At 64.9% G+C, this 19,234-nt stretch carries 14 protein-coding genes; 5 read left to right on the top strand and 9 right to left on the bottom strand.

Features of this window, described 5'->3' with window-relative positions; translation table 11 throughout:
• Window positions 1–102 precede the first annotated feature (102 nt).
• From FJ986_RS10050 to cueR, 3 genes are all read right to left on the bottom strand, one after another.
• The gene (locus FJ986_RS10050; RefSeq protein ID WP_140497303.1) at window positions 103–603 is read right to left on the bottom strand and encodes an MmcB family DNA repair protein; all 501 of its coding nucleotides are present in this window, start codon (window positions 601–603) and stop codon (window positions 103–105) included.
• A gap of 177 nt (window positions 604–780) precedes the next feature.
• Window positions 781–1,200, bottom strand: a complete 420-nt coding sequence (locus FJ986_RS10045) for an OsmC family protein (protein ID WP_140497139.1) — start codon at window positions 1,198–1,200, stop codon at window positions 781–783.
• A gap of 50 nt (window positions 1,201–1,250) precedes the next feature.
• On the bottom strand, window positions 1,251–1,670 hold the full coding sequence (gene cueR / locus FJ986_RS10040) for a Cu(I)-responsive transcriptional regulator (RefSeq protein ID WP_140497137.1): 420 nt from the start codon (window positions 1,668–1,670) through the stop codon (window positions 1,251–1,253).
• A 223-nt stretch (window positions 1,671–1,893) separates the two neighbouring features.
• On the opposite strand from cueR, the gene FJ986_RS10035 reads away from it, so the two are divergent.
• Window positions 1,894–2,511 (top strand): L,D-transpeptidase, encoded by a 618-nt coding sequence (locus FJ986_RS10035; RefSeq protein ID WP_140497135.1) that lies wholly within the window; start codon window positions 1,894–1,896, stop codon window positions 2,509–2,511.
• Between the two features lie 149 nt (window positions 2,512–2,660).
• Here the strand turns inward: FJ986_RS10035 and FJ986_RS10030 are convergent, their stop codons facing one another.
• From FJ986_RS10030 to FJ986_RS10010, 5 genes are all read right to left on the bottom strand, one after another.
• A complete protein-coding gene (locus FJ986_RS10030) occupies window positions 2,661–3,230 on the bottom strand; it encodes a NifU family protein (RefSeq protein WP_140497133.1) in 570 nt (189 codons plus the stop codon).
• 278 nt (window positions 3,231–3,508) lie between these two features.
• Window positions 3,509–4,000, bottom strand: coding sequence for a universal stress protein (locus FJ986_RS10025; RefSeq protein ID WP_140497131.1), 492 nt, complete (start codon window positions 3,998–4,000; stop codon window positions 3,509–3,511).
• A gap of 103 nt (window positions 4,001–4,103) precedes the next feature.
• Complete coding sequence (gene trpS, locus FJ986_RS10020) at window positions 4,104–5,171, bottom strand: tryptophan--tRNA ligase (protein ID WP_140497129.1); 1,068 nt, start codon at window positions 5,169–5,171, stop codon at window positions 4,104–4,106.
• Between the two features lie 172 nt (window positions 5,172–5,343).
• Window positions 5,344–6,951 carry a murein biosynthesis integral membrane protein MurJ gene (murJ, locus tag FJ986_RS10015; RefSeq protein WP_140556847.1) on the bottom strand — a complete coding sequence of 536 codons (1,608 nt, stop codon included), beginning with the start codon at window positions 6,949–6,951 and terminating at the stop codon, window positions 5,344–5,346.
• Window positions 6,952–6,997: 46 nt separating this feature from the next.
• Window positions 6,998–9,799, bottom strand: coding sequence for a [protein-PII] uridylyltransferase (locus FJ986_RS10010; RefSeq protein ID WP_140512962.1), 2,802 nt, complete (start codon window positions 9,797–9,799; stop codon window positions 6,998–7,000).
• A gap of 187 nt (window positions 9,800–9,986) precedes the next feature.
• On the opposite strand from FJ986_RS10010, the gene FJ986_RS10005 reads away from it, so the two are divergent.
• The 3 genes from FJ986_RS10005 (at window position 9,987) to FJ986_RS09995 (ending at window position 13,851) form a co-directional block, all read left to right on the top strand.
• On the top strand, window positions 9,987–12,491 hold the full coding sequence (locus FJ986_RS10005; protein ID WP_140580536.1) for a heavy metal translocating P-type ATPase: 2,505 nt from the start codon (window positions 9,987–9,989) through the stop codon (window positions 12,489–12,491).
• Window positions 12,492–12,534: 43 nt separating this feature from the next.
• A complete protein-coding gene (locus FJ986_RS10000) occupies window positions 12,535–12,927 on the top strand; it encodes a DUF305 domain-containing protein (protein ID WP_140674159.1) in 393 nt (130 codons plus the stop codon).
• Between the two features lie 78 nt (window positions 12,928–13,005).
• Window positions 13,006–13,851: an aldo/keto reductase gene (locus tag FJ986_RS09995; RefSeq protein WP_140674157.1), complete on the top strand. Its 846-nt coding sequence runs from the start codon at window positions 13,006–13,008 to the stop codon at window positions 13,849–13,851.
• Between the two features lie 84 nt (window positions 13,852–13,935).
• On the opposite strand, the gene mutS is transcribed toward FJ986_RS09995, so the two are convergent.
• Window positions 13,936–16,698, bottom strand: coding sequence for a DNA mismatch repair protein MutS (gene mutS / locus FJ986_RS09990; protein ID WP_140674155.1), 2,763 nt, complete (start codon window positions 16,696–16,698; stop codon window positions 13,936–13,938).
• Window positions 16,699–16,915: 217 nt separating this feature from the next.
• Here mutS and FJ986_RS09985 point away from each other — a divergent pair, with 217 nt between their 5' ends.
• Window positions 16,916–19,195: an NADP-dependent malic enzyme gene (locus FJ986_RS09985; RefSeq protein ID WP_140497115.1), complete on the top strand. Its 2,280-nt coding sequence runs from the start codon at window positions 16,916–16,918 to the stop codon at window positions 19,193–19,195.
• The last annotated feature ends 39 nt before the right edge of the window (window positions 19,196–19,234 follow it).

Genomic DNA, 19,234 nt, shown 5'->3' with positions numbered 1-19,234 from the left:
CCGACGACAGCACCTTTCTCCCCGTCTCTATACGGGGAGAAATGTCCGGCAGGACAATGAGGGGCGGCGCCGTCGGTTGCGTTCTATCTCCTGCCTGCCAGCCTATTCGCTCTCTCCCTCCAGCGCAGGCACGGCCACCCCGGCGAGCTCCGCCGCCAGCAGCCGCGCGGCGCCGGCCCGCGCGATCCGCAGCATCAGCGCCTTGCGCGTCGCCGCCACCATGCGGTGCTCGGGCGCCTCGCGCAAAATCTCGGCGCCATAGCCGTCGGAGAGGATGAAGCCGCATTCTTCGGGAAAAATCTCCGCCGGCACGCCGGGATGGGTGGCGAAGAAGAAGCGGTCCGAGTGCAGCCGGTAGTCGGGCCATTTGCGGTCGACACGAAAATCCTCGACCGAGGATTTGATCTCGATGATCCATATGTCGCCGTGGCGGGTCAGCGCGACGAGGTCGGCGCGGCGGCCGGTCGCCAGCGACAGTTCAGGCAGCACATGCGCGCCCATTTCGCGGAGCAGGCGCTGCACCCCGCGCCGCACCAGCATGGCGCGTTCGGACTGGCGACCATCGATGAGCGGGTTCAGGGGAATCGGTGAGATGATTGGCATGACGGGACCATGCCAGATTTTGTTCACGATTTGAACCCGTACCGCTCATTTGGTGGCCACCCAAATCAATGGGTGCTCGATAGCATGAGCAGGCACGGAGAACCGTATGGCCACCTTCACTTTCCGTGATGGGTGAACGTGGCGGGACGACCTACGGCGCGGGAGAAGTCCTGGCGTTTATGAGCGACCAGGCCCCGTCGTTTCGATCGTAACCGGCACGCCCTGGCGCAACGAGTTGCTGACCGTGGAAACCACGCTTGCACGGTCAATGATCCTTTGGGGATCGGACCCGTCCAAGGTCTCGCAGGAAACCGTCATCCTTGCCGCGGTCGCCAGCAGGGGCTTGCCGTCGAGGTCAAGCCTCACCGAGACGGCGATCCTGCCGAGTTTCACGCCGATCTCGTCGGCGACATAGCGAAGGTCGTTGCAGAAGCAGCCGCCAATCGCCAGCGCCAGCAGCTGGCCGCCATTGAAGCCCAGGCCCATGCCGCCGGCCTTGCCCTCGGGCCGGTCGACGACGATCGTGTGGCCGCCGGCCCAGCCCATGGCGGCTTCGGTGCCTTCGACATTGTGCAGTTCGACAGTCATCGAGGCCATCGGCATCCTCCCTCCGTAGCCGAGAGGCGTCGGGCCTGGCCGGCACGGATCTATGCGACCGTGACGGCTTTATCGCCGAGCGGCGCGGTTCCCGCAATGTCATCGATGATCGGGCAGTCCGGCCGGTCGTCGCCATGGCAGGCCTGGACGAGCTTCTGCAGGGTCGATCGCATCGACTGCAGCTCGCGCACCTTCTCCTCGATCGCCCTGACATGGGCGGTGGCGATCTCGCGCACGTCGTGGCTGGCGCGGCTGCGGTCCTGGTAAAGCGCCATCAACTGGCGGCAATCGTCGATGGAAAAGCCCAGGTTGCGGGCACGGCGCAGGAAGGTCAGCCGATGGATGTCGTCGCCCGAATAGTCGCGATAGCCGTTGCCGGCACGCGCAGGCGCGATCAGGCCAATTTCCTCATAGTAGCGGATGGTCTTGGCTGGCAGACCGGAACGCTGGGCGGCGTCGCCGACATTCATGGTTGTTCCTCGATTCCTGCTGGCCCGAGAGTCATGGCCATTGAATTTCCTTCACAATCCGGTGAAGGCTGTTGCCGAAATGCCGCAGTTGCTGGCTTACCGGCAGGTGAGGTCTTGCATATAGGCATCGCGTACTTGGCAAGCAAAGCAAATGCCAGCATGAATGATGGCAAGAAAGCGGCCGACTCGTGCCGCGGATGTTTGGCGGGGCACGGATCACCTCATGCGCATGAAGTCGCTTGCAGTAATTGCCGCACTGGCGCTGTCGACCGCACTCGCCGGTTGCAGCACCATTGGCGGGCAGATATTCTCCAACGACTATGGCGCGGTGACCGACGCCGGCTACCAGCTGCCGCGCATCCCGATCGAAAAGGTGCCCGCGAAGTATCACCGGCAGGAGGTGAACTACGACACCAAGGAAAAGCCGGGCACCATCATCGTCGATACACAGAACAAGTTCCTCTACTTCGTCGAGGGTGACGGCCGGGCAATTCGCTACGGCATCGGCGTCGGCCGCGAGGGCTTCGAGTGGCATGGCACCGCCCATGTCGCCATCAAGCGCGAATGGCCGACCTGGACGCCGCCGTCGCAGATGATCAAGCGCCAGCCGGAACTCGCCAAGTTCGCCGGCGGCATGGAGCCGGGCCTGAAGAACCCGCTCGGCGCGCGCGCTCTGTACCTGTTCAACAAGGGCGGTGACATGGGCTATCGCCTGCATGGCAGCCCGGAATGGAACTCGATCGGCAAGGCGATGTCGTCGGGCTGCATCCGGCTGATGAACCAGGACATCATCGACCTTTACGATCGCGCCGAGGTCGGCGCCAAGGTCATCGTTCTCTGACCGTGACCGCGAGGTTCATGGTCAAAACCGTTCGTACGCGGACCGTCTAGGCAACAACGGACGTCCCCAACAAAAAACCGGGCAATTCGGCCCGGTTTTTTGTTGCTTGCTTTTTGAGAATCGTCGCCGCGCTCGGCGAAGACGAATGGTCAGGCGACCTGTTCGACCTGCTGGACCTCGGGAACGAAGTGGCGGAGCAGGTTCTGGATGCCGTGCTTCAGCGTCGCCGTCGATGACGGGCAGCCGGCGCAGGCGCCCTTCATGTGCAGGAACACGGTGCCGTTCTCGAAGCCGCGGAAGGTGATGTCGCCGCCATCCTGGGCCACTGCCGGGCGCACCCGTGTGTCGAGCAGCTCCTTGATGGTGATGACGAGTTCCTCGTCGGCCTTGTCGTAGAACTCGCCGGTCTGGCTGGTCTCCGCGGCCGGGCCGGCATTGGCCATGACAGGCGCGCCGGACATGAAATGCTCCATGATGGCGCCCAGGATCGCCGGCTTCAGATGCTGCCAGTCGGGCCCGTCCTTGGTCACGGTGATGAAGTCGTAGCCGAAGAAGACGCCGGTGACGCCCGGTATTTCGAACAGCCGGCCGGCCAGCGGCGAGGCCGTCGCCGCACTATCGGCATCACGGAAATCGGCGGTGCCTTCCAAAAGCACTTCCTTGCCGGGCAGGAATTTCAGCGTCGCCGGGTTTGGCGTCGATTCGGTCTGGATGAACATGGCCGTCTCCGTGCCCGTCTCGGGCAGATAGTTTGGAATAATTCTAAATAAGCTCTATCGGCTGGACATTCAAGCGAAACGCGTCGCCCGAACGGCTGGCTGGCGGAATGTTTTTGCGACTCCTGCCAAGCACTATGAAGTGTGTCGAGATTCGGGTCAGGCCGAGTCGAAAATGGTGGTTTCCGAGAACCGGAGCGGAGCGTACTTGAAGTACGTGAGCACCGGAAGCGCAGGAACCCGCCATTTGTAGGCCGGCATCACCCGAATATCGATACACTTCAGGCGAGGCTGTCGATCTCCTCGTCCGAAAGGTTTTGCGGCACCACGGTCACCGGGATAGGGAAGGCGGCGCCCTTGCCGGCCACCGCGCCGACCAGCGGCCCGGGCCCTTCCTTGCCGGCGCCGGCCGCCAGCACCAGGATGGCAATATCCTGATCTTCCTCGATCAGCTTGTGGATCTCTTCGGTGGGCTTGCCCTCGCGCACCACCATCTCGGGTTCGATGCCGAGCTTCTGGCGCACCTTGTTGGCATAGCTGTCGAGCGCGGTGCGTGCGGTGGCGGTCGCCTCCTCGCGCATGATCTTCTCGACGCCCAGCCAGTGCTGGAAATCGTCCGGTTCGATGACATAGAGCAGCACCAGCACGCCGCTGGTGCTCAGCGCCCGCTTCGAGGCGTAGGCGACGGCGCGCTCGCATTCGGGCGTATCGTCGATGATCGCCAGGAACTTCCGGCGATGTCCGGCTTCGCGGCTGAGGCGTTTGGAGACCATGTCTATTTACTCGATGTCATTTCGGCCGCAATCTGCCACTGCGGCTGACCGGCGGCAAGCCGCCGGTCTTTGGCCGGTATGGTGCGGGGCATAAGGATGCGGATCAGTCCTGCAGCAGCCCGATGATGTCGCGCACCGTCTTCATCGTCGCTTCGGCCAGCACGCCGGCGCGCTCGCCGCCGTCCCGCAGTACCGCGTCGACATAGGCGCGGTCATCGGAAATGCGGCGCATTTCGGCGGCGACGGGAGCCAGTTTTTCGACTGCCAGGTCGGCCAGTGCCGGCTTGAACACCGAAAACTGCTGGCCGCCGAACTCCTTCAGCACCGCCTCTTTCGATATGTCCGCAAGGCCGGCATAAATGCCGACCAGGTTTTCCGCTTCCGGCCGGGTGGCGAGGCCGTCCACTTCGCTCGGCAAGGCTTCCGGATCGGTCTTGGCCTTGCGGATCTTCTTGGAGATGGCGTCGGCATCGTCGGTCAGATTGATGCGCGACAGATCCGACGGGTCCGACTTCGACATCTTCTTGGAGCCGTCGCGCAGGCTCATGATGCGCGCCGCCGGCCCGCCGATGACCGGCTCGGTGATCGGAAAGTAGCCGTTCACAATTTCCTCTCCGACCTGCATCTCGACGCCGACGCCAAGACCGGCGATGCGGTCCGAAAAGTCGTTGTTGAATTTCTGGGCGATGTCGCGCGTCAGTTCCAGATGCTGCTTCTGGTCCTCGCCGACCGGCACATGGGTGGCGCGGTAGAGCAGGATGTCGGCTGCCATCAGCGAGGGATAGGCAAGCAGGCCGAGCGAGGCGTTCTCGCGGTCCTTGCCGGCCTTGTCCTTGAACTGCGTCATCTTGTTCATCCAGCCGATGCGCGCCACGCAGTTGAAAATCCAGGCGAGCTCGGCGTGCTGCATCACCCGCGACTGGTTGAACACGATGTGCTTCTTCGGATCGATGCCGGAGGCCAGGAATGCCGCGGTGATGGAGCGCGTCTGGTCCTTGAGGTCGTCATAAACCAGCTGGGCCGTCAGCGAATGCAGGTCGACGACGCAGTAGATGCAGTCGGACGTCTCCTGCAGGGCGACGAATTTCTTGATGGCACCGAGATAGTTGCCAAGATGCAGATTGCCGGTCGGCTGGACGCCGGAGAAGACGAGTGGCTTGAAGGCGGACATGGTTTCCTCGTGGCTTGTGGAGGGCCGTATAAGCGTGATTCCGAAAAGTTGCAGACTTTTCGGAGCCAATCACGCGGCTGGAAACCGCGTGCGGCGAAAGTCTTGCGACGGCGCGCTTATGGACGAACATGACGCTGCGATCAAGACTGCTATTGCAGTCGGGCTGCCCGGCCTACTCGTCCAGCTCGGCGTTTACGGCTGGTGGTGTCGCTTTGCCTGAGCCGCGCTTCACATTGCGGCGGATCATGCCGAAATCGGCGCCGCCGCTGGCAAAGGCCGTGACGAAGTAGAGCAGCGCCCCGCCGGCCACCAGCCCCAGCAGCGTCGTCGCCTTGACGACCAGCGGCGAGCCGGAGCCGAGCCTGGCGCTCAGCCAGTGTTCGGCGAAATAGAGGGCGACGCCCATCACCGCCGCCGAGAGCACCAGACGCGGAATGCGCTTCAAAAGAGGCACGTCGCGGCCCCAATGGCCGCGCCGGATCAGCACCCCGAGCAGCATCAGCGCGTTGACCCAGCCGGCCACCGCCGAGGCCACGGCGATGCCGGGCGCGCCCATCCTCGGAAACAGCGTCAGCGCGGTGGCGACGTTCACCGCCACCGAGATGGCGGCGAAGATCATCGGCGTGCGTGTGTCCTCGCGGGCGAAATAGCCCGGGGTGAACGCCTTGATCAGCACGAAGGCCGGCAGGCCGAGCCCGAAGATCGCCAGGATCGCCGCCACGACAGGCGTCGAATGGTTGGCGGCGAACGCGCCGCGCTCATAGACCAGCCGCACGATCGGCTCAGACATGACCCAGAGCGCCACCGCAGCCGGCAAGGTCATGAACAAGGTGAATTCGACCGAGCGGTTCTGCAGATTGGCCGCCTCGATCAGATTGCCCGACTTCAGCGCCCGCGACAGTTCCGGCAACAGCACGATCGCAACGGCGACGCCGACCACGCCAAGTGGCAGCTGGTAGACGCGGTCGGCATAGGCGAGCGAGGAGACGGCGCTGTCCTGCGCCGAGGCGATGGCGGTGCCGATCAGCTGGTTGATCTGGGTGATGCCGCCGGTGATCGCCGCCGGCAGCGCCAGGATCAGGAGCCGCTTCACGTTCGGCGTCATCTTCGGCCGGCGGAAACCGATCGAGATGCCGGCGTTGCGAACCGCCACCCAGACGATGGCGAGCTGCACGAGGCCCGCCGCCAGAACGCCCCAGGACAGGCTGAAGCCGACGGCATGCGCATCCAGCCCATGATACCAGGCATAGCCAAGCACGCTGATCAGGATGATGTTGAGAAAGGCAGGCGCGATCGCCGCGGCGAAATAGCGGCGTAGCGAATTCAGCATGCCCGCCATCATGGCGGCCAGCGACATGCAGATGAGATAGGGGAACATGATCGTCGCCAGAGTGACGGTCGTCTCGAACTTTCCCGGCGTGTCGGCGAAACCCGGCGCCACCAGGTAGCGCACGATCAGCGGCATCGCCAGTTCCATGGCGATGGTCAGCGCCAGCAGCGCCGTGAACAGCACCCCGAACACTTCCTCTGAAAAGCGCTTGGCGCCGTCGGTGCCGTGCGTCTCGATCTCCTTGGCGAACAGCGGCACGAAGGCGGCGTTGAAGGCGCCTTCGGCGAACAGCCGGCGAAAGGTGTTGGGAAACTGGAAGGCGGCGTTGAAGGCGTCGGCCACCGGCCCGGTGCCCAGTGCTGCCGCCATCAGCATCTCGCGGCCGAAACCGAGCGCGCGGCTCATCAGCGTGCCGGAAGCGACCGTAGCGAATTTCTTGACGAGGCTCATGCGTTTGGAGACTGCCTGCGCGATTGGGACAAAGTGATGGTGGCGCTCACTCGGCGGCGGCCCTGGTCCTGCTGCCGCGTTCGGAGGCCGTGCCCTCGAGCGTCGCCGTCAGCCGGTTACGGATGGTGGTGGTGCGTGACGGGCTGTCGATCTTCTGGCCGGTGAGGTCGGTGACATAGAACGTATCGATCACCTTTTCGCCGAAGGTGGTGATGTGGGCCGACGCGATGTCGAGCGACAGGTCGGACAGCGTTCCGGTGATCTCCGACAACAGACCCGGCCGGTCCAGCCCCTCGACCTCGATCACCGAAAATCGGTTCGACAGCGTGTTGCGGATTTCGGCGCGCGGCGCGATCCGGAAGACCTTGGCGCCGCGCTTGGGCTTGGTGCGCTTCTCGATCATCTCCGGCAGCCAGCTCTTGCCCGACAGCACGTCCTCGATCAGCCGCCCGACGCGCTCGGCGCGCCGGCGCTCGTCCTCGTCGCGGTCGAACTCCCTCGAGATCAGGATCGTGTCCAGTGCGCGGCCATCCGAGGTGGTGAAGATCTGCGCGTCGACGATGTTGCCGCCGGCCGCCGCACAGGCGCCGGCGATCACCGACAGCAGGCGCGGATGGTCCTGCGCCAAAACGGTGATCTCGGTCACCGCCTCGAACTGGTGCGTCTTGACCATGGTGGCAAGCTTGTTGCCGGACGCATCCGCCTCGCGGATGAATTCGGCGTGGCGAAGCTGGTCCGGCAGGTCGACGGTCAGCAGGTAATTCTCATAGTGCAGGCCGACATAGCGTTTGCGGATCTTGTCGGGCCAGCCGGCGAGCGCTTCGGCCAGGCACTCGCGCGCCGCCGCCGTGCGCTGGGCGCGCGACACTTCCGAGAAGCCGCCGGTGAGCAGCAGTTCGGTCTCGTAGTACAGCGTGCGCAGCAACTGGCCCTTCCAACCGTTCCAGACGCCCGGTCCGACGCCCCTGATGTCGCAGACGGTGAGGATGAGAAGCAGCTTCAGCCGCTCGACGGACTGCACGATCGAGGCGAAGTCCTCGATCGTCTTGCGATCGTTGAGATCGCGCGTCTGCGCCGTCATCGACATGACCAGATGGTTCTCGACCAGCCAGGCCACCGTTTCGGTGTCGGTGGTCGAAAGTCCCATATGCGGGCAGATGCGCCGGGCGATCCGGGCGCCGGCTTCCGAATGGTCCTCCGGCCTGCCCTTGGCGATGTCGTGCAGCAGCACGGCGACGTAGAGCGCCTCGCGGCTCTTTCTCAGTCCCGGCATCAGCGAATGCGACAGCGGATGCACCTTCTCGCCGTCGCCGCGCTCGATCTCGGCCAGCACGCCGATGCAGCGGATCAGATGCTCGTCGACCGTGTAGTGGTGGTACATCGAGAACTGCATCATGGCGACGATCTTGCCGAAATCGGGGATCAGCCGGCCGAGCAGCCCCGCCTCGTTCATGCGGCGCAGATTGAGCTCGGCGTTGCGGTCCGAGGTCAGGATGTCGAGGAACAGCCGGTTGGCCTCCTCGTCGCGCCGGAGCGATTTGTTGACCAGGCCGAGCGAGCGGGTGAGCAGCTTCAGCGCGTCGGGGTGAAACTCCAGCCCGTGCTTGTCGGCGAACCAGAACAGCCTGAGCAGATTGACCGGATCGCGCTCGAACACCTGGTCGTCGGCGATGTTGATACGGTGGTTGTCGACGATGAAATCCGACGTGCCGGCAAGCTTGCGCTTGCGGCGCTGGAAGGTGAGGAAGATGCGGTTGAAGCCCGGCACATGCTTGGCCTGCTCCTCTTCGAGCGCGGCGCAGAAGATGCGGGTCAGGTCGCCGACATCCTTGGCGACGAGGAAATAGTGCTTCATGAAGCGCTCGACCGCCGACAGGCCGGGATGCGTGGTGTAGCCCAGCCGCTCCGCGATCTCGCGCTGGATGTCGAAATGCAGCCGCTCCTCGGCCTTGCCGGTGAGGAAATGCATGTGACAGCGCACGGCCCACAGGAAATCCTCGGCCTTCTGGAACTCGCGGTATTCGGCCTGCGTGAAGACGCCCTTCTCGACCAGCTCCTCGCCGGTGCGCACCCGGTAGAAATATTTGCCGATCCAGAACAGCGTCTGCAGGTCGCGCAGGCCGCCCTTGCCGTCCTTGACGTTGGGCTCGACCAGATAGCGGCTTTCGCCGGCCTTGGCATGGCGCTCGTCGCGTTCGGCGAGCTTGGCCTGCACATATTCCGGTCCGGTGGTGCGCACCACCTCATGGTCGAAGCGCAGCATCAGTTCGTCGTAGAGCTTCTGCTCACCCCACAGGAAGCGCGCTTCCAGGATCGAGGTGCGGATGGTGATGTCGGTGCGCGACAGCCGCAGGCATTCCTCGATGTTGCGGGTCGCGTGGCCGACCTTCAGCCCGAGGTCCCACAGCATGTAGAGCATGTATTCGACTGTCTGTTCGCCCCACGGCGTCTGCTTGTAGGGCAACAGGAACAGGAGGTCGATGTCGGATCCCGGCGCCAGCGTGCCGCGCCCATAGCCGCCGACCGCGACGACGGCCATGCGTTCGGCCACCGACCGGTTCTTTACCCGGTAGACATGGGTCGCGACAAAATCGTAGAGCGCCCGGATCAGCTCATCCATCAGATGCGACAGCCGCTCGGCGCAGGCATTGCCGCCGCCATCCTGCTTCAGCATGGCCTCGGCTGTTTTGCGGCCCGCGGCGAGCCGGCCCTTGAGAAGCTGGAGAACCCCGGCGCGGGCGGCCGATCCGGAGCCGTCCCCGGTCGTGGCCGCCGTCAGCGCGGTCATCTCGCGGCGCAAGGCGTCGCCGTCGATCAGTTCATCGAGCTTCAGGGAGATTTTCGCCATGGTACCGGTTGGCCTTGCCTTTTGGGCGGCGTCTATAGCGCGTTTCCGCGGCGCTGGGTATGGGGGCGGGTTGACGCGTTTCCATGGTGCGGGACACCCGCGACAATAAAATTCAAGCCAGTCCTTGACCTTCCAGTTACTGGAAGGACTACCTCCGGCTCGAAGCAGTTTGATAGAGGCATTCGAAATGACGCATTCAGATCACGATCATCACGCGCATGGTGGTTGCTGCGCGGCAAAAGGCGCGGCCGTGGATGCCGGCGCCGTCACGCGCGATCCGGTTTGCGGCATGATCGTCGATCCAGCCGCCGGCAAGCCGGTATCGGAGCATGCTGGCCGCCTCTATCATTTCTGCAGCGAAGGCTGTCGGACAAAGTTCCAAGCCGAGCCGAAACAATACCTGACCGCCACCGACCCCGTCTGCGGCATGAGCGTGGACCGCGCCACGGCAAAGCATTTTCTGCGCCATGACGGCCAGGGCTTCTATTTCTGCTCCGCCGGCTGCAAGTCGAAATTCGAGGCGGCGCCGCAAACCTATCTCGGCGACAGACCGGCGCCGGAAGCGATGCCGAAAGGCACCCAATACACTTGCCCGATGCATCCCGAGATCGTCCGCGACAAGCCCGGCTCCTGCCCGATCTGCGGCATGGCGCTCGAGCCGATGGGCGTGCCGACAGGCGATGAGGGGCCAAATCCCGAACTGGTCGATTTCACCAGGCGGTTCTGGGTCAGTGCGGTGCTCTCGGTGCCCCTTCTCATCGTCGCCATGGCGCCGATGATCGGTCTGTCGTTCGAGAACCTGATCGAGGACCGGACAAAGGTCTGGATCGAGCTGGCGCTCGCAAGCCCGGTCGTGCTTTGGGCCGCATTTCCGTTCTTTCATCGCGGCTGGGACTCGATCCGCAACCGCAGCCCGAACATGTGGACGCTGATTTCGCTCGGCGTCGGTGCGGCCTATCTCTACAGCGTCGTCGCGACGCTGTTCCCGGACATTTTTCCGCATCAGTTCCGCGGCCATGGCGGGGCGGTGCCGGTCTATTTCGAGGCCGCAGCCGTCATCGTCGCGCTGGTCTTTCTCGGCCAGGTGCTGGAACTGCGCGCCCGCGAAAAGACCGGCTCGGCGATCCGCGCCCTGCTCGACCTTGCGCCCAAGACCGCCCGCCGCATAGGAGAGGACGGTTCCGAGAGCGATGTGCCGCTGGACAGCGTCAAGGCCGGCGAGCGCCTGCGCATCCGGCCCGGCGATGCCGTGCCGGTCGACGGTACCGTGCTCGAAGGCCGCTCTTCCATCGATGAATCGATGATCACCGGCGAACCGTTGCCGGTCGAGAAGGCCGAAGGGGATGCCCTCACCGGCGGCACGCTCAACAAGAATGGCTCGCTGATCATGCGCGCCGAGCGGATCGGCGCCGAGACCACGCTCTCGCGCATCGTCGAGCTGGTCGCCAAGGCGCAACGCTCGCGCGCGCCGATACAAGGGTTGGCCGATCGCGTTTCCTTCTACTTCGTCCCGGCTGTCGTTCTGGTCGCCATCGCTGCCTTTGTCGCCTGGGCGATCTTTGGGCCCACGCCCAGCCTGATCTTCGCCATCGTCTCGGCGGTCTCGGTGTTGATCATTGCCTGTCCCTGCGCACTCGGCCTCGCCACGCCGATGTCGATCATGACCGCCACCGGACGTGGCGCCCACGCCGGCGTGCTGATCAAGGAGGCCGCCGCGCTCGAACGCTTCGCTTCCGTCGATACGCTGATCGTCGACAAGACGGGGACACTGACCGAAGGCCGGCCGAAACTGACGGATGTCGTGGCGGCCGATGGGTTTTCGGAGGAGGAATTGCTGGGCCTCGCCGCGAGCCTGGAGAAGGGCTCGGAGCATCCCCTGGCCGAGGCTATTGTCGAAGGCGCCGCGACCCGCGGTGTAAGGGTCGCCGAAGCCAATGGCTTCGAGGCGGTCACCGGCAAGGGTGTTTCCGGTGCCGTTTCGGGCAGGAATGTAGCGCTCGGCAACGCCGCGATGATGCGTGATCTCGGTGCCGACGTGTCCACCGTTTCGGCCGCGGCCGAAGCGCTACAAGGCGATGGCAAGACGGCGATGTTCGTCGTCGTGGACAGGAAATTGGCCGGCATCGTGGCCGTCGCCGATCCGGTCAAGGCGACCACCGCCGAGGCGATCAAGGCCCTGCACGACAGCGGCTTGAGGATCATCATGGCGACCGGCGACAATGAGCGCACGGCAAACGCGATCGCCAGGAGTCTCGGCATCGACGAAGTCCGCGCCGGCCTGTTGCCGGAACAGAAGGGCGCGCTGGTCGAGGAATTGCGCGGCAAGGGCGCCGGCGTCGCCATGGCCGGCGACGGCGTCAACGACGCACCGGCCTTGGCCGCCGCCGATGTCGGTATCGCCATGGGCACCGGCGCCGATGTCGCCGTCGAAAGCGCCGGCATCACATTGGTCAAGGGCGACCTCAACGGCATCGTGCGTGCCCGCACACTGGCCCAGGCGACCATCCGCAATATCAGGCAGAACCTGTTCTTCGCCTTCCTCTACAATGTGCTTGGCGTGCCGGTTGCGGCCGGCGTGCTCTATCCGCTGACCGGCACGCTGTTGTCGCCGATGCTGGCGGCGGCGGCGATGAGCCTGTCCTCGGTTTCAGTGATCGCCAATGCGTTGCGGCTGAGGACATTGAAACTTTGAGCCGATCCCCCAAATACGAAACCCGATCAACAGGAGACCATCAATGACCTTGGCCAAGAAAATCGTGCTGCTGCTGATGGCGGCTGGAATGCTGGTTGCCGTCTTCCTCGAAAGCGTTCCCGCACAGAGCGAAGAGATGAAGCACGACATGGCCGGCATGGCGACGGGGGCGGAAGGCCCGTCGACCGCAGGCTACAAGGCGGCGATGGACAAGATGCACGCCGACATGATGGCCTCCAAATACACCGGCAATGCCGACGTCGATTTCGTCCGCGGCATGATCCCTCACCACCAGGGCGCCATCGACATGGCCAGGGTCGAACTCGCCAACGGCAAGGACCCCGAGATCCGCAAGCTGGCCGAGGCGGTCATCGCGGCGCAGGAAGCCGAGATCAAGCAGATGCAGGACTGGCTCGCCGCCCATCCGGTGAAGTAAGCTTTCGCGGCTCGGCGAGAACGCCTCTGAATTTCTCGTCCGGCCTGTGATGCGATCCCGTCTCAACTGGAGCCTGCCATGCCATCGAGCGTCAGAACCACCACGCTGCCCCGCGGCGAAGCCATCCCCGTTCTCGGCCAGGGCACCTGGAAAATGGGCGAGGATTCGCGCCGCCGCGCGGAGGAGGTGAATGCCCTCAAGCTTGGTCTCGATCTCGGCGTCAAGCTGATCGACACCGCCGAAATGTACGCCAGCGGCGGCGCCGAGGAGGTGGTGGCCGAAGCCATTGCCGGGCAGCGTGCCGAGGTCTTCCTGGTCTCGAAGGTGCTGCCGTCCAACGCCTCGCGCGCCGGCGTGCAGCGCGCCTGCGAAAACAGCCTGAAGCGTCTCGCCACCGACCGTATCGATCTTTATCTGCTGCATTGGCCGGGCAGCGTGCCACTGGCGGAAACCGTCGAAGCCTTCGAGGCGCTGAAGAAAGCCGGCAAGATCCGCCACTGGGGCGTCAGCAATTTCGACACCGGGGAGATGGAAGAGCTGGTCGGCCTGCCCGACGGCGGTAACGTCCAGACGAACCAGGTGCTCTACAATCTGGTCCGGCGGGGCCTTGAGTTCGATCTGGCGCCCTGGAGCCGGAAACGCGGAATTCCTCTTATGGCCTATTCGCCGGTCGAGCAGGGCGCCTTGGCGCGCAACGCCAGTTTAGACGCGGTCGCAGCCCGCCATGGCGTGACACCGGCGCAAATCGCACTGGCCTGGGTGATGCACCAGGATGGCGTCATCGCCATTCCCAAGGCCAGCAGCCAGGACCATGTCCGCCAGAATGTCGCGACACTCGACATCGAGCTTACGCGCGAAGACCTCGCCGACCTCGACCGCGCCTTCCCGCCGCCGAGCCGCAAACGCGGGCTGGAGATGATCTGAGCGTTGTCGGTGAAGCTGCCAATCTCCCTCCTCGAGGGGGGAGATTGGCGGTTTCGGCGATACCGCCATGCCAGCAGGTTCAATTTACATCCCCGCCAACCCCTTCAACCGATAAAGCGCTTCCAGTGCTTCCCTCGGCGTCATCTCATCGGGATTGATGTCACTGAGTGCGACGCCCAGCGCGTCGCTCTTGACCGGCTTCTGCGCTTCCCGCTTCACCGCCACTGAAAACAGCGGCAGGTCGTCGACCAGCCGGTTGGTCTTGCCCGAAACCTCGCCTTCCTCGAGCTGGTGCAGCACTTCCTTGGCACGGTCCACCACCGCCTCCGGCAGGCCGGCCAGCCGCGCCACCTGGACGCCGTAGGAGCGGTCGGCCGCGCCCTTGCCGACCTCGTGCAGGAAGACGACGTCGTTCTCCCATTCCTTGACCCGCATGGTGACGTTGTGGAGCCGCGCCAGCTTGCCGGCAAGCGAGGTCATTTCGTGGAAATGCGTGGCGAAGATCGCCCGGCAGCGGTTCTTCTCGTGCAGATATTCCACCGCGGCCCAGGCGATCGACAGGCCGTCGAACGTGGCGGTGCCGCGGCCGATCTCGTCGAGGATTACCAGCGCCCGTTCGCCGGCCTGGTTGAGGATCGCCGCCGTCTCGACCATCTCGACCATGAAGGTCGATCGGCCGCGCGCCAGATCGTCCGAGGCGCCGACGCGGGAAAAGAGGCGGTCGACGACGCCGATATGAGCCGATGTCGCCGGCACGAAAGAGCCGGTCTGGGCCAGGATGGCGATCAGCGCGTTCTGCCGCAGGAATGTCGATTTACCGCCCATATTGGGGCCGGTCAGCAGCCAGATCGCGCCGTTCTTGGCGCGGTCCTCCGGCGACAGGTCGCAGTCATTGGCCACGAACGGCCCTTCGCCCGAGCGCCGCAGCGCCTGTTCGACCACGGGATGGCGCCCACCCGAAATCTCGAAGGCAAGGCTGGCATCGACCAGCGGCCGGCACCAGGCCTCGCTTTCCGACAAAAGCGCGAGCGCCGCCGACACGTCCAGCACGGCGAGCGCATCGGCCCCGGCGCGGATCTTCTCCGCTTCGCCGACCGCTTCCGCCGTCAGCGCGTCGAAGGCGGCAAGCTCGATGCTCAGCGCCCGGTCGGCGGCATTGGCGATCTTTGTTTCCAGCTCCGCCAGCTCCGTCGTGGTGAAGCGCATGGCGTTGGCCATGGTCTGGCGGTGGATGAAGCGCGCCTTGGCGCCATCGCTGCCGGTCATCACCGCGTGATGGTTGGCGGTCACCTCGATGTAGTAGCCGAGCACATTGTTGTGCCGGATCTTCAGGGACCGAATGCCGGTCTCCTCGATCAGCGAACGCTCCAGCCCGGCGATCACTTTTCGCGACTCGTCGCGCAGCGCCCGCATCTCGTCGAGCTCGGCGTTGTAGCCGCCTCGGATGAAGCCGCCGTCGCGCTTCAGCAGCGGCAGTTCCTCGCCAAGTGCCTGCGTCAGATGCCCGGCAAGCGCGTGCGGCAGCGCCCGGATGGCGGCGAGCGCCGCCGCCAATTCCTGGGGCAGGGCGGTCGCGGCAAAGACCTCCGCGATCGCGCCGGCCGCCTCGAAGCCGGCGCGCAGCGCGCCGAGGTCGCGCGGGCCGCCGCGGTTGAGCGCCAGCCGCGACAACGCGCGCGGCATGTCGGCGACGCTCTTCAGGCTCGCCCGCACGGTCTGGCAAAGCCGCGTCTCGGAACGGAAGAACGACACCGAATCCAGCCGCGCGGCAATTGCCGCCGGATCGGTCAGCGGCGCCATCAGCCGGTCGGCGAGCAGCCTGGCGCCGCCGCCGGTCACCGTGCGGTCGATCGCCTTGAACAATGAGCCTTCACGGCTGCCCGACAGCGTGCGCAGGAGCTCCAGATTGCCGCGCGTCGCCGGGTCGATGAACAAAGTCGAGCCGGCCTCCTCGCGCTCGGGCCGCGACAGCGGCGGCCGCTCGGCCTTCTGCGTCTTTTCGACATAGGCGATGGCGCCCGAGATCGCCGACAGCTCGGCACGGGAAAACGCACCAAAGCTGTCCGGTGTCGCCACCTCGAAGAAGCGGGCGATGCGCGCGGCCGCCGAGGCCGAATCGAACAGGCTCGGCGGCTGCGGGTTGGCGACGCGGCCGAGCACGTCGAATACCGATCGCAATTCGGGATCGTGGAACACCGGATCGGCGACGATCAGCTCGCGCGGATCGACGCGGAAGATGTCGGCGAGCAGCCGGTCTGCGGTGGTGTCTGTGACCCGGAAAGCGCCGGTCGAAATGTCGATCCAGGCCAGGGCAAAGCTCCCCTGGTTCCCGGTCGCGCCGCCGCGCTCCCCGCCTCTTGCATCGCTGCTGCCCTTCACCCGTCCCAGCGCCATCAGGAAGCTCGATTCCGACGGCGCCAGCAATTTGTCCTCGGTGATGGTGCCAGGCGTCACCAGCCGCACCACATCGCGGCGCACCACCGATTTGGAGCCGCGCTTCTTGGCTTCGGCCGGATCCTCGATCTGCTCGCAGACGGCGACGCGGAAACCCTGCGCGATCAGTTTCTGCAGATAGTCGTCCGCCGCATGCACCGGCACGCCGCACATCGGGATGTCGTGTCCCTGATGCTTGCCGCGCTTGGTCAGCACGATGCCGAGCGCCCGGCTCGCCTTCTCCGCATCCTCGAAGAACAGCTCGTAGAAATCGCCCATCCGGTAGAACAGCAGCGAATCCGGGTTCGCCGCCTTGATCTCGATGAACTGCTCCATCATCGGCGTGACGCCGCCAGCGGCTGCCGGCGTGATCGCCTCGGGAGCGTCCGGTTCGTTTTGAATGTGCATGTTCATGCGCTCACGCTAGCAGATGTGGCGGCGGGGTTTAATGCCGGCCATTGGAAAAGCAGGGGAAGAACGGAGATCAACCACCATTGAACGCCATGCGTCCTTCCGACGCCAGTTCGGTAACGCTTGGCGGTTTACACGCGGCGGCGCGTAGTCTTAATTCGGAATCACACAAGGCACCCGCCTCAAGGAGGTGCCGCATGGCGAGGAAATCAAAAGCATCATGGCAAGGAAAACCGAAAACAGCGGTCCGTCCGTCAGCGCGCAGGAAGCGCTCGAATTCCACGCCATGGGGCGGCCCGGCAAGCTCGAGATCGTCGCCACCAAGCCGATGGCCACGCAGCGCGATTTGAGCCTCGCCTATTCGCCTGGCGTCGCCGTGCCGGTACTGGCCATCGCGGAGGATCCCAGCCGCGCCTTCGACTACACGTCGCGCGGCAACATGGTCGCCGTCATCTCCAACGGCACCGCGATCCTGGGCTTGGGCAATCTCGGCGCGCTGGCCTCCAAGCCGGTCATGGAGGGAAAGGCGGTGCTGTTCAAGCGCTTCGCCGACGTCGATTCCATCGACCTCGAGGTCGACACCGAGGACGCCGACGAGTTCATCAACTGCGTGCGCTTCCTTGGGCCCTCCTTCGGCGGCATCAACCTGGAGGACATCAAGGCGCCGGAATGCTTCATCATCGAGCAGCGGTTGCGCGAGCTGATGGACATCCCGGTCTTCCACGACGACCAGCACGGCACCGCCATCATCTCGGCCGCCGGCCTGATCAACGCGCTGGAGATCACCGGCCGCGACATGAAGACCACCAGGATGGTCTGCAACGGCGCCGGTGCGGCCGGCATCGCCTGTATCGAGCTGATGAAGGCGATGGGCTTTGCGCCCGAAAACATCATCCTGTGCGACACCAAGGGCGTGGTCTTCCAGGGCCGCACCGAAGGCATGAACCAGTGGAAGTCGGCGCATGCGGTCAAGACCGACGCGCGGTCGCTGGCCGAGGCGCTGGACGGCGCCGACGTCTTCCTCGGCCTTTCCGCCAAGGGCGCGCTGACCACCGCCATGGTGCGTTCCATGGCCAAGAACCCGATCATCTTCGCCATGGCCAACCCCGATCCCGAGATCACGCCCGAGGAAGTGGCGGAGATCCGCACCGACGCCATCATGGCGACCGGGCGTTCGGATTATCCCAATCAGGTCAACAACGTGCTCGGCTTCCCCTATATTTTCCGCGGCGCGCTGGATGTGCGGGCCACCACCATCAATGACGACATGAAGATCGCCGCCGCGCGTGCGCTTGCCGACCTGGCACGCAAGGACGTGCCCGACGACGTCGCCGCAGCCTACCAGGGCAACCGGCCGAAATTCGGCCCCAACTACATCATCCCGGTGCCGTTCGATCCGCGCCTGATCTCGGCCATTCCGCTGGCCGTCGCCAGGGCGGCGATGGATTCTGGCGTCGCCCGCAAGCCGATCCTCGATCTCGACCGCTACGCGCAGGAGCTGTCGGCCCGCCGTGATCCGATCGCCTCGACCTTGCAGCGCATTTACGACCGTGTGCGCCGCCAGCCCAAGCGCATCGTCTTCGCCGAGGGCGAGGAGGAGCAGGTGATGCGCGCCGCCGTCTCCTATGTGAACCAGCGGCTCGGCACCGCCATCCTGCTCGGCCGCGACGACGTCATCAAGGAGAACGCCAGGCACGCCGGCATCGACCTCGACAAGCAGGGGCTGGAGATCATCAATGCTCGCCTGTCGCGCCGCAATTCGGTCTATACCGATTATCTCTACGAGCGCATGCAGCGCAAAGGTTTCCTGTTCCGCGACTGCCAGCGCCTGATCAACAACGACCGCAACCATTTCGCCGCCTGCATGGTGGCGCTGGGGGATGCCGACGGCATCGTCACCGGCGTCACCCGCAACTATTCCACCGCGCTCGACGATGTCAGGCGCGTCATCGACGCCAAGCCGGGCCACCGCGTCATCGGCGTGTCGATCGTTTTGGCACGTGGCCGCACCGTGATCGTCGCCGACACCGCCGTGCACGACATGCCGAACGCCGAGCAGATCGCCGATATCGCGGAGGAAGCGGCAGGCTTTGCCCGCCGCATGGGCTATGAGCCGAGGCTCGCCATGCTCGCCTATTCCACCTTCGGCCATCCCCACGGCGAGCGCTCCGAGCGCATCCAGGAAGCCGTGCGCATCCTCGACAAGCGCCGCGTCGATTTCGAGTATGACGGCGAGATGGCCGCCGACGTCGCGCTCAACGCCCGTGCCATGGCGCAATACCCGTTCATGAGGCTGACCGGCCCGGCCAATGTGCTGATCATGCCGGCCTTCCACTCCGCCTCGATCTCCACCAAGATGCTGCAGGAGCTCGGCGGCTCGACGGTCATCGGCCCGCTGCTGGTCGGGCTGAACAAGCCGGTGCAGATCGTCTCGCTGAACGCCAAGGACAGCGATATCGTCAACATGGCGGCGATCGCGGCCTACACGGCGGGGACCTGAGGAAGGTCCGCGCGTCGGATGCGAAAGCTGCGGCGGATC

The sequence above is a fragment of the Mesorhizobium sp. B1-1-1 genome (assembly GCF_006442955.1).
Taxonomy (GTDB): Bacteria; Pseudomonadota; Alphaproteobacteria; order Rhizobiales; family Rhizobiaceae; genus Mesorhizobium.
This window is presented reverse-complemented; position numbering and strand designations above follow the sequence as displayed.

Bases quoted from the DNA above. Each gene is read 5' to 3' on its own strand.
- murJ (WP_140556847.1), bottom strand. From the start codon at position 6,951: ATGAGCCTCGTCAAGAAATTCGCTACGGTCGCTTCCGGCACGCTGATG.
- mutS (WP_140674155.1), bottom strand. From the start codon at position 16,698: ATGAACATGCACATTCAAAACGAACCGGACGCTCCCGAGGCGATCACG.
- cueR (WP_140497137.1), bottom strand. From the start codon at position 1,670: ATGAATGTCGGCGACGCCGCCCAGCGTTCCGGTCTGCCAGCCAAGACC.
- FJ986_RS10025 (WP_140497131.1), bottom strand. From the start codon at position 4,000: ATGGTCTCCAAACGCCTCAGCCGCGAAGCCGGACATCGCCGGAAGTTC.
- FJ986_RS09995 (WP_140674157.1), top strand. From the start codon at position 13,006: ATGCCATCGAGCGTCAGAACCACCACGCTGCCCCGCGGCGAAGCCATC.
- FJ986_RS09985 (WP_140497115.1), top strand. From the start codon at position 16,916: ATGGCAAGGAAAACCGAAAACAGCGGTCCGTCCGTCAGCGCGCAGGAA.
- FJ986_RS10000 (WP_140674159.1), top strand. From the start codon at position 12,535: ATGACCTTGGCCAAGAAAATCGTGCTGCTGCTGATGGCGGCTGGAATG.
- FJ986_RS10010 (WP_140512962.1), bottom strand. From the start codon at position 9,799: ATGGCGAAAATCTCCCTGAAGCTCGATGAACTGATCGACGGCGACGCC.
- FJ986_RS10030 (WP_140497133.1), bottom strand. From the start codon at position 3,230: ATGTTCATCCAGACCGAATCGACGCCAAACCCGGCGACGCTGAAATTC.
- FJ986_RS10035 (WP_140497135.1), top strand. From the start codon at position 1,894: ATGCGCATGAAGTCGCTTGCAGTAATTGCCGCACTGGCGCTGTCGACC.
- FJ986_RS10050 (WP_140497303.1), bottom strand. From the start codon at position 603: ATGCCAATCATCTCACCGATTCCCCTGAACCCGCTCATCGATGGTCGC.
- FJ986_RS10045 (WP_140497139.1), bottom strand. From the start codon at position 1,200: ATGGCCTCGATGACTGTCGAACTGCACAATGTCGAAGGCACCGAAGCC.
- trpS (WP_140497129.1), bottom strand. From the start codon at position 5,171: ATGTCCGCCTTCAAGCCACTCGTCTTCTCCGGCGTCCAGCCGACCGGC.
- FJ986_RS10005 (WP_140580536.1), top strand. From the start codon at position 9,987: ATGACGCATTCAGATCACGATCATCACGCGCATGGTGGTTGCTGCGCG.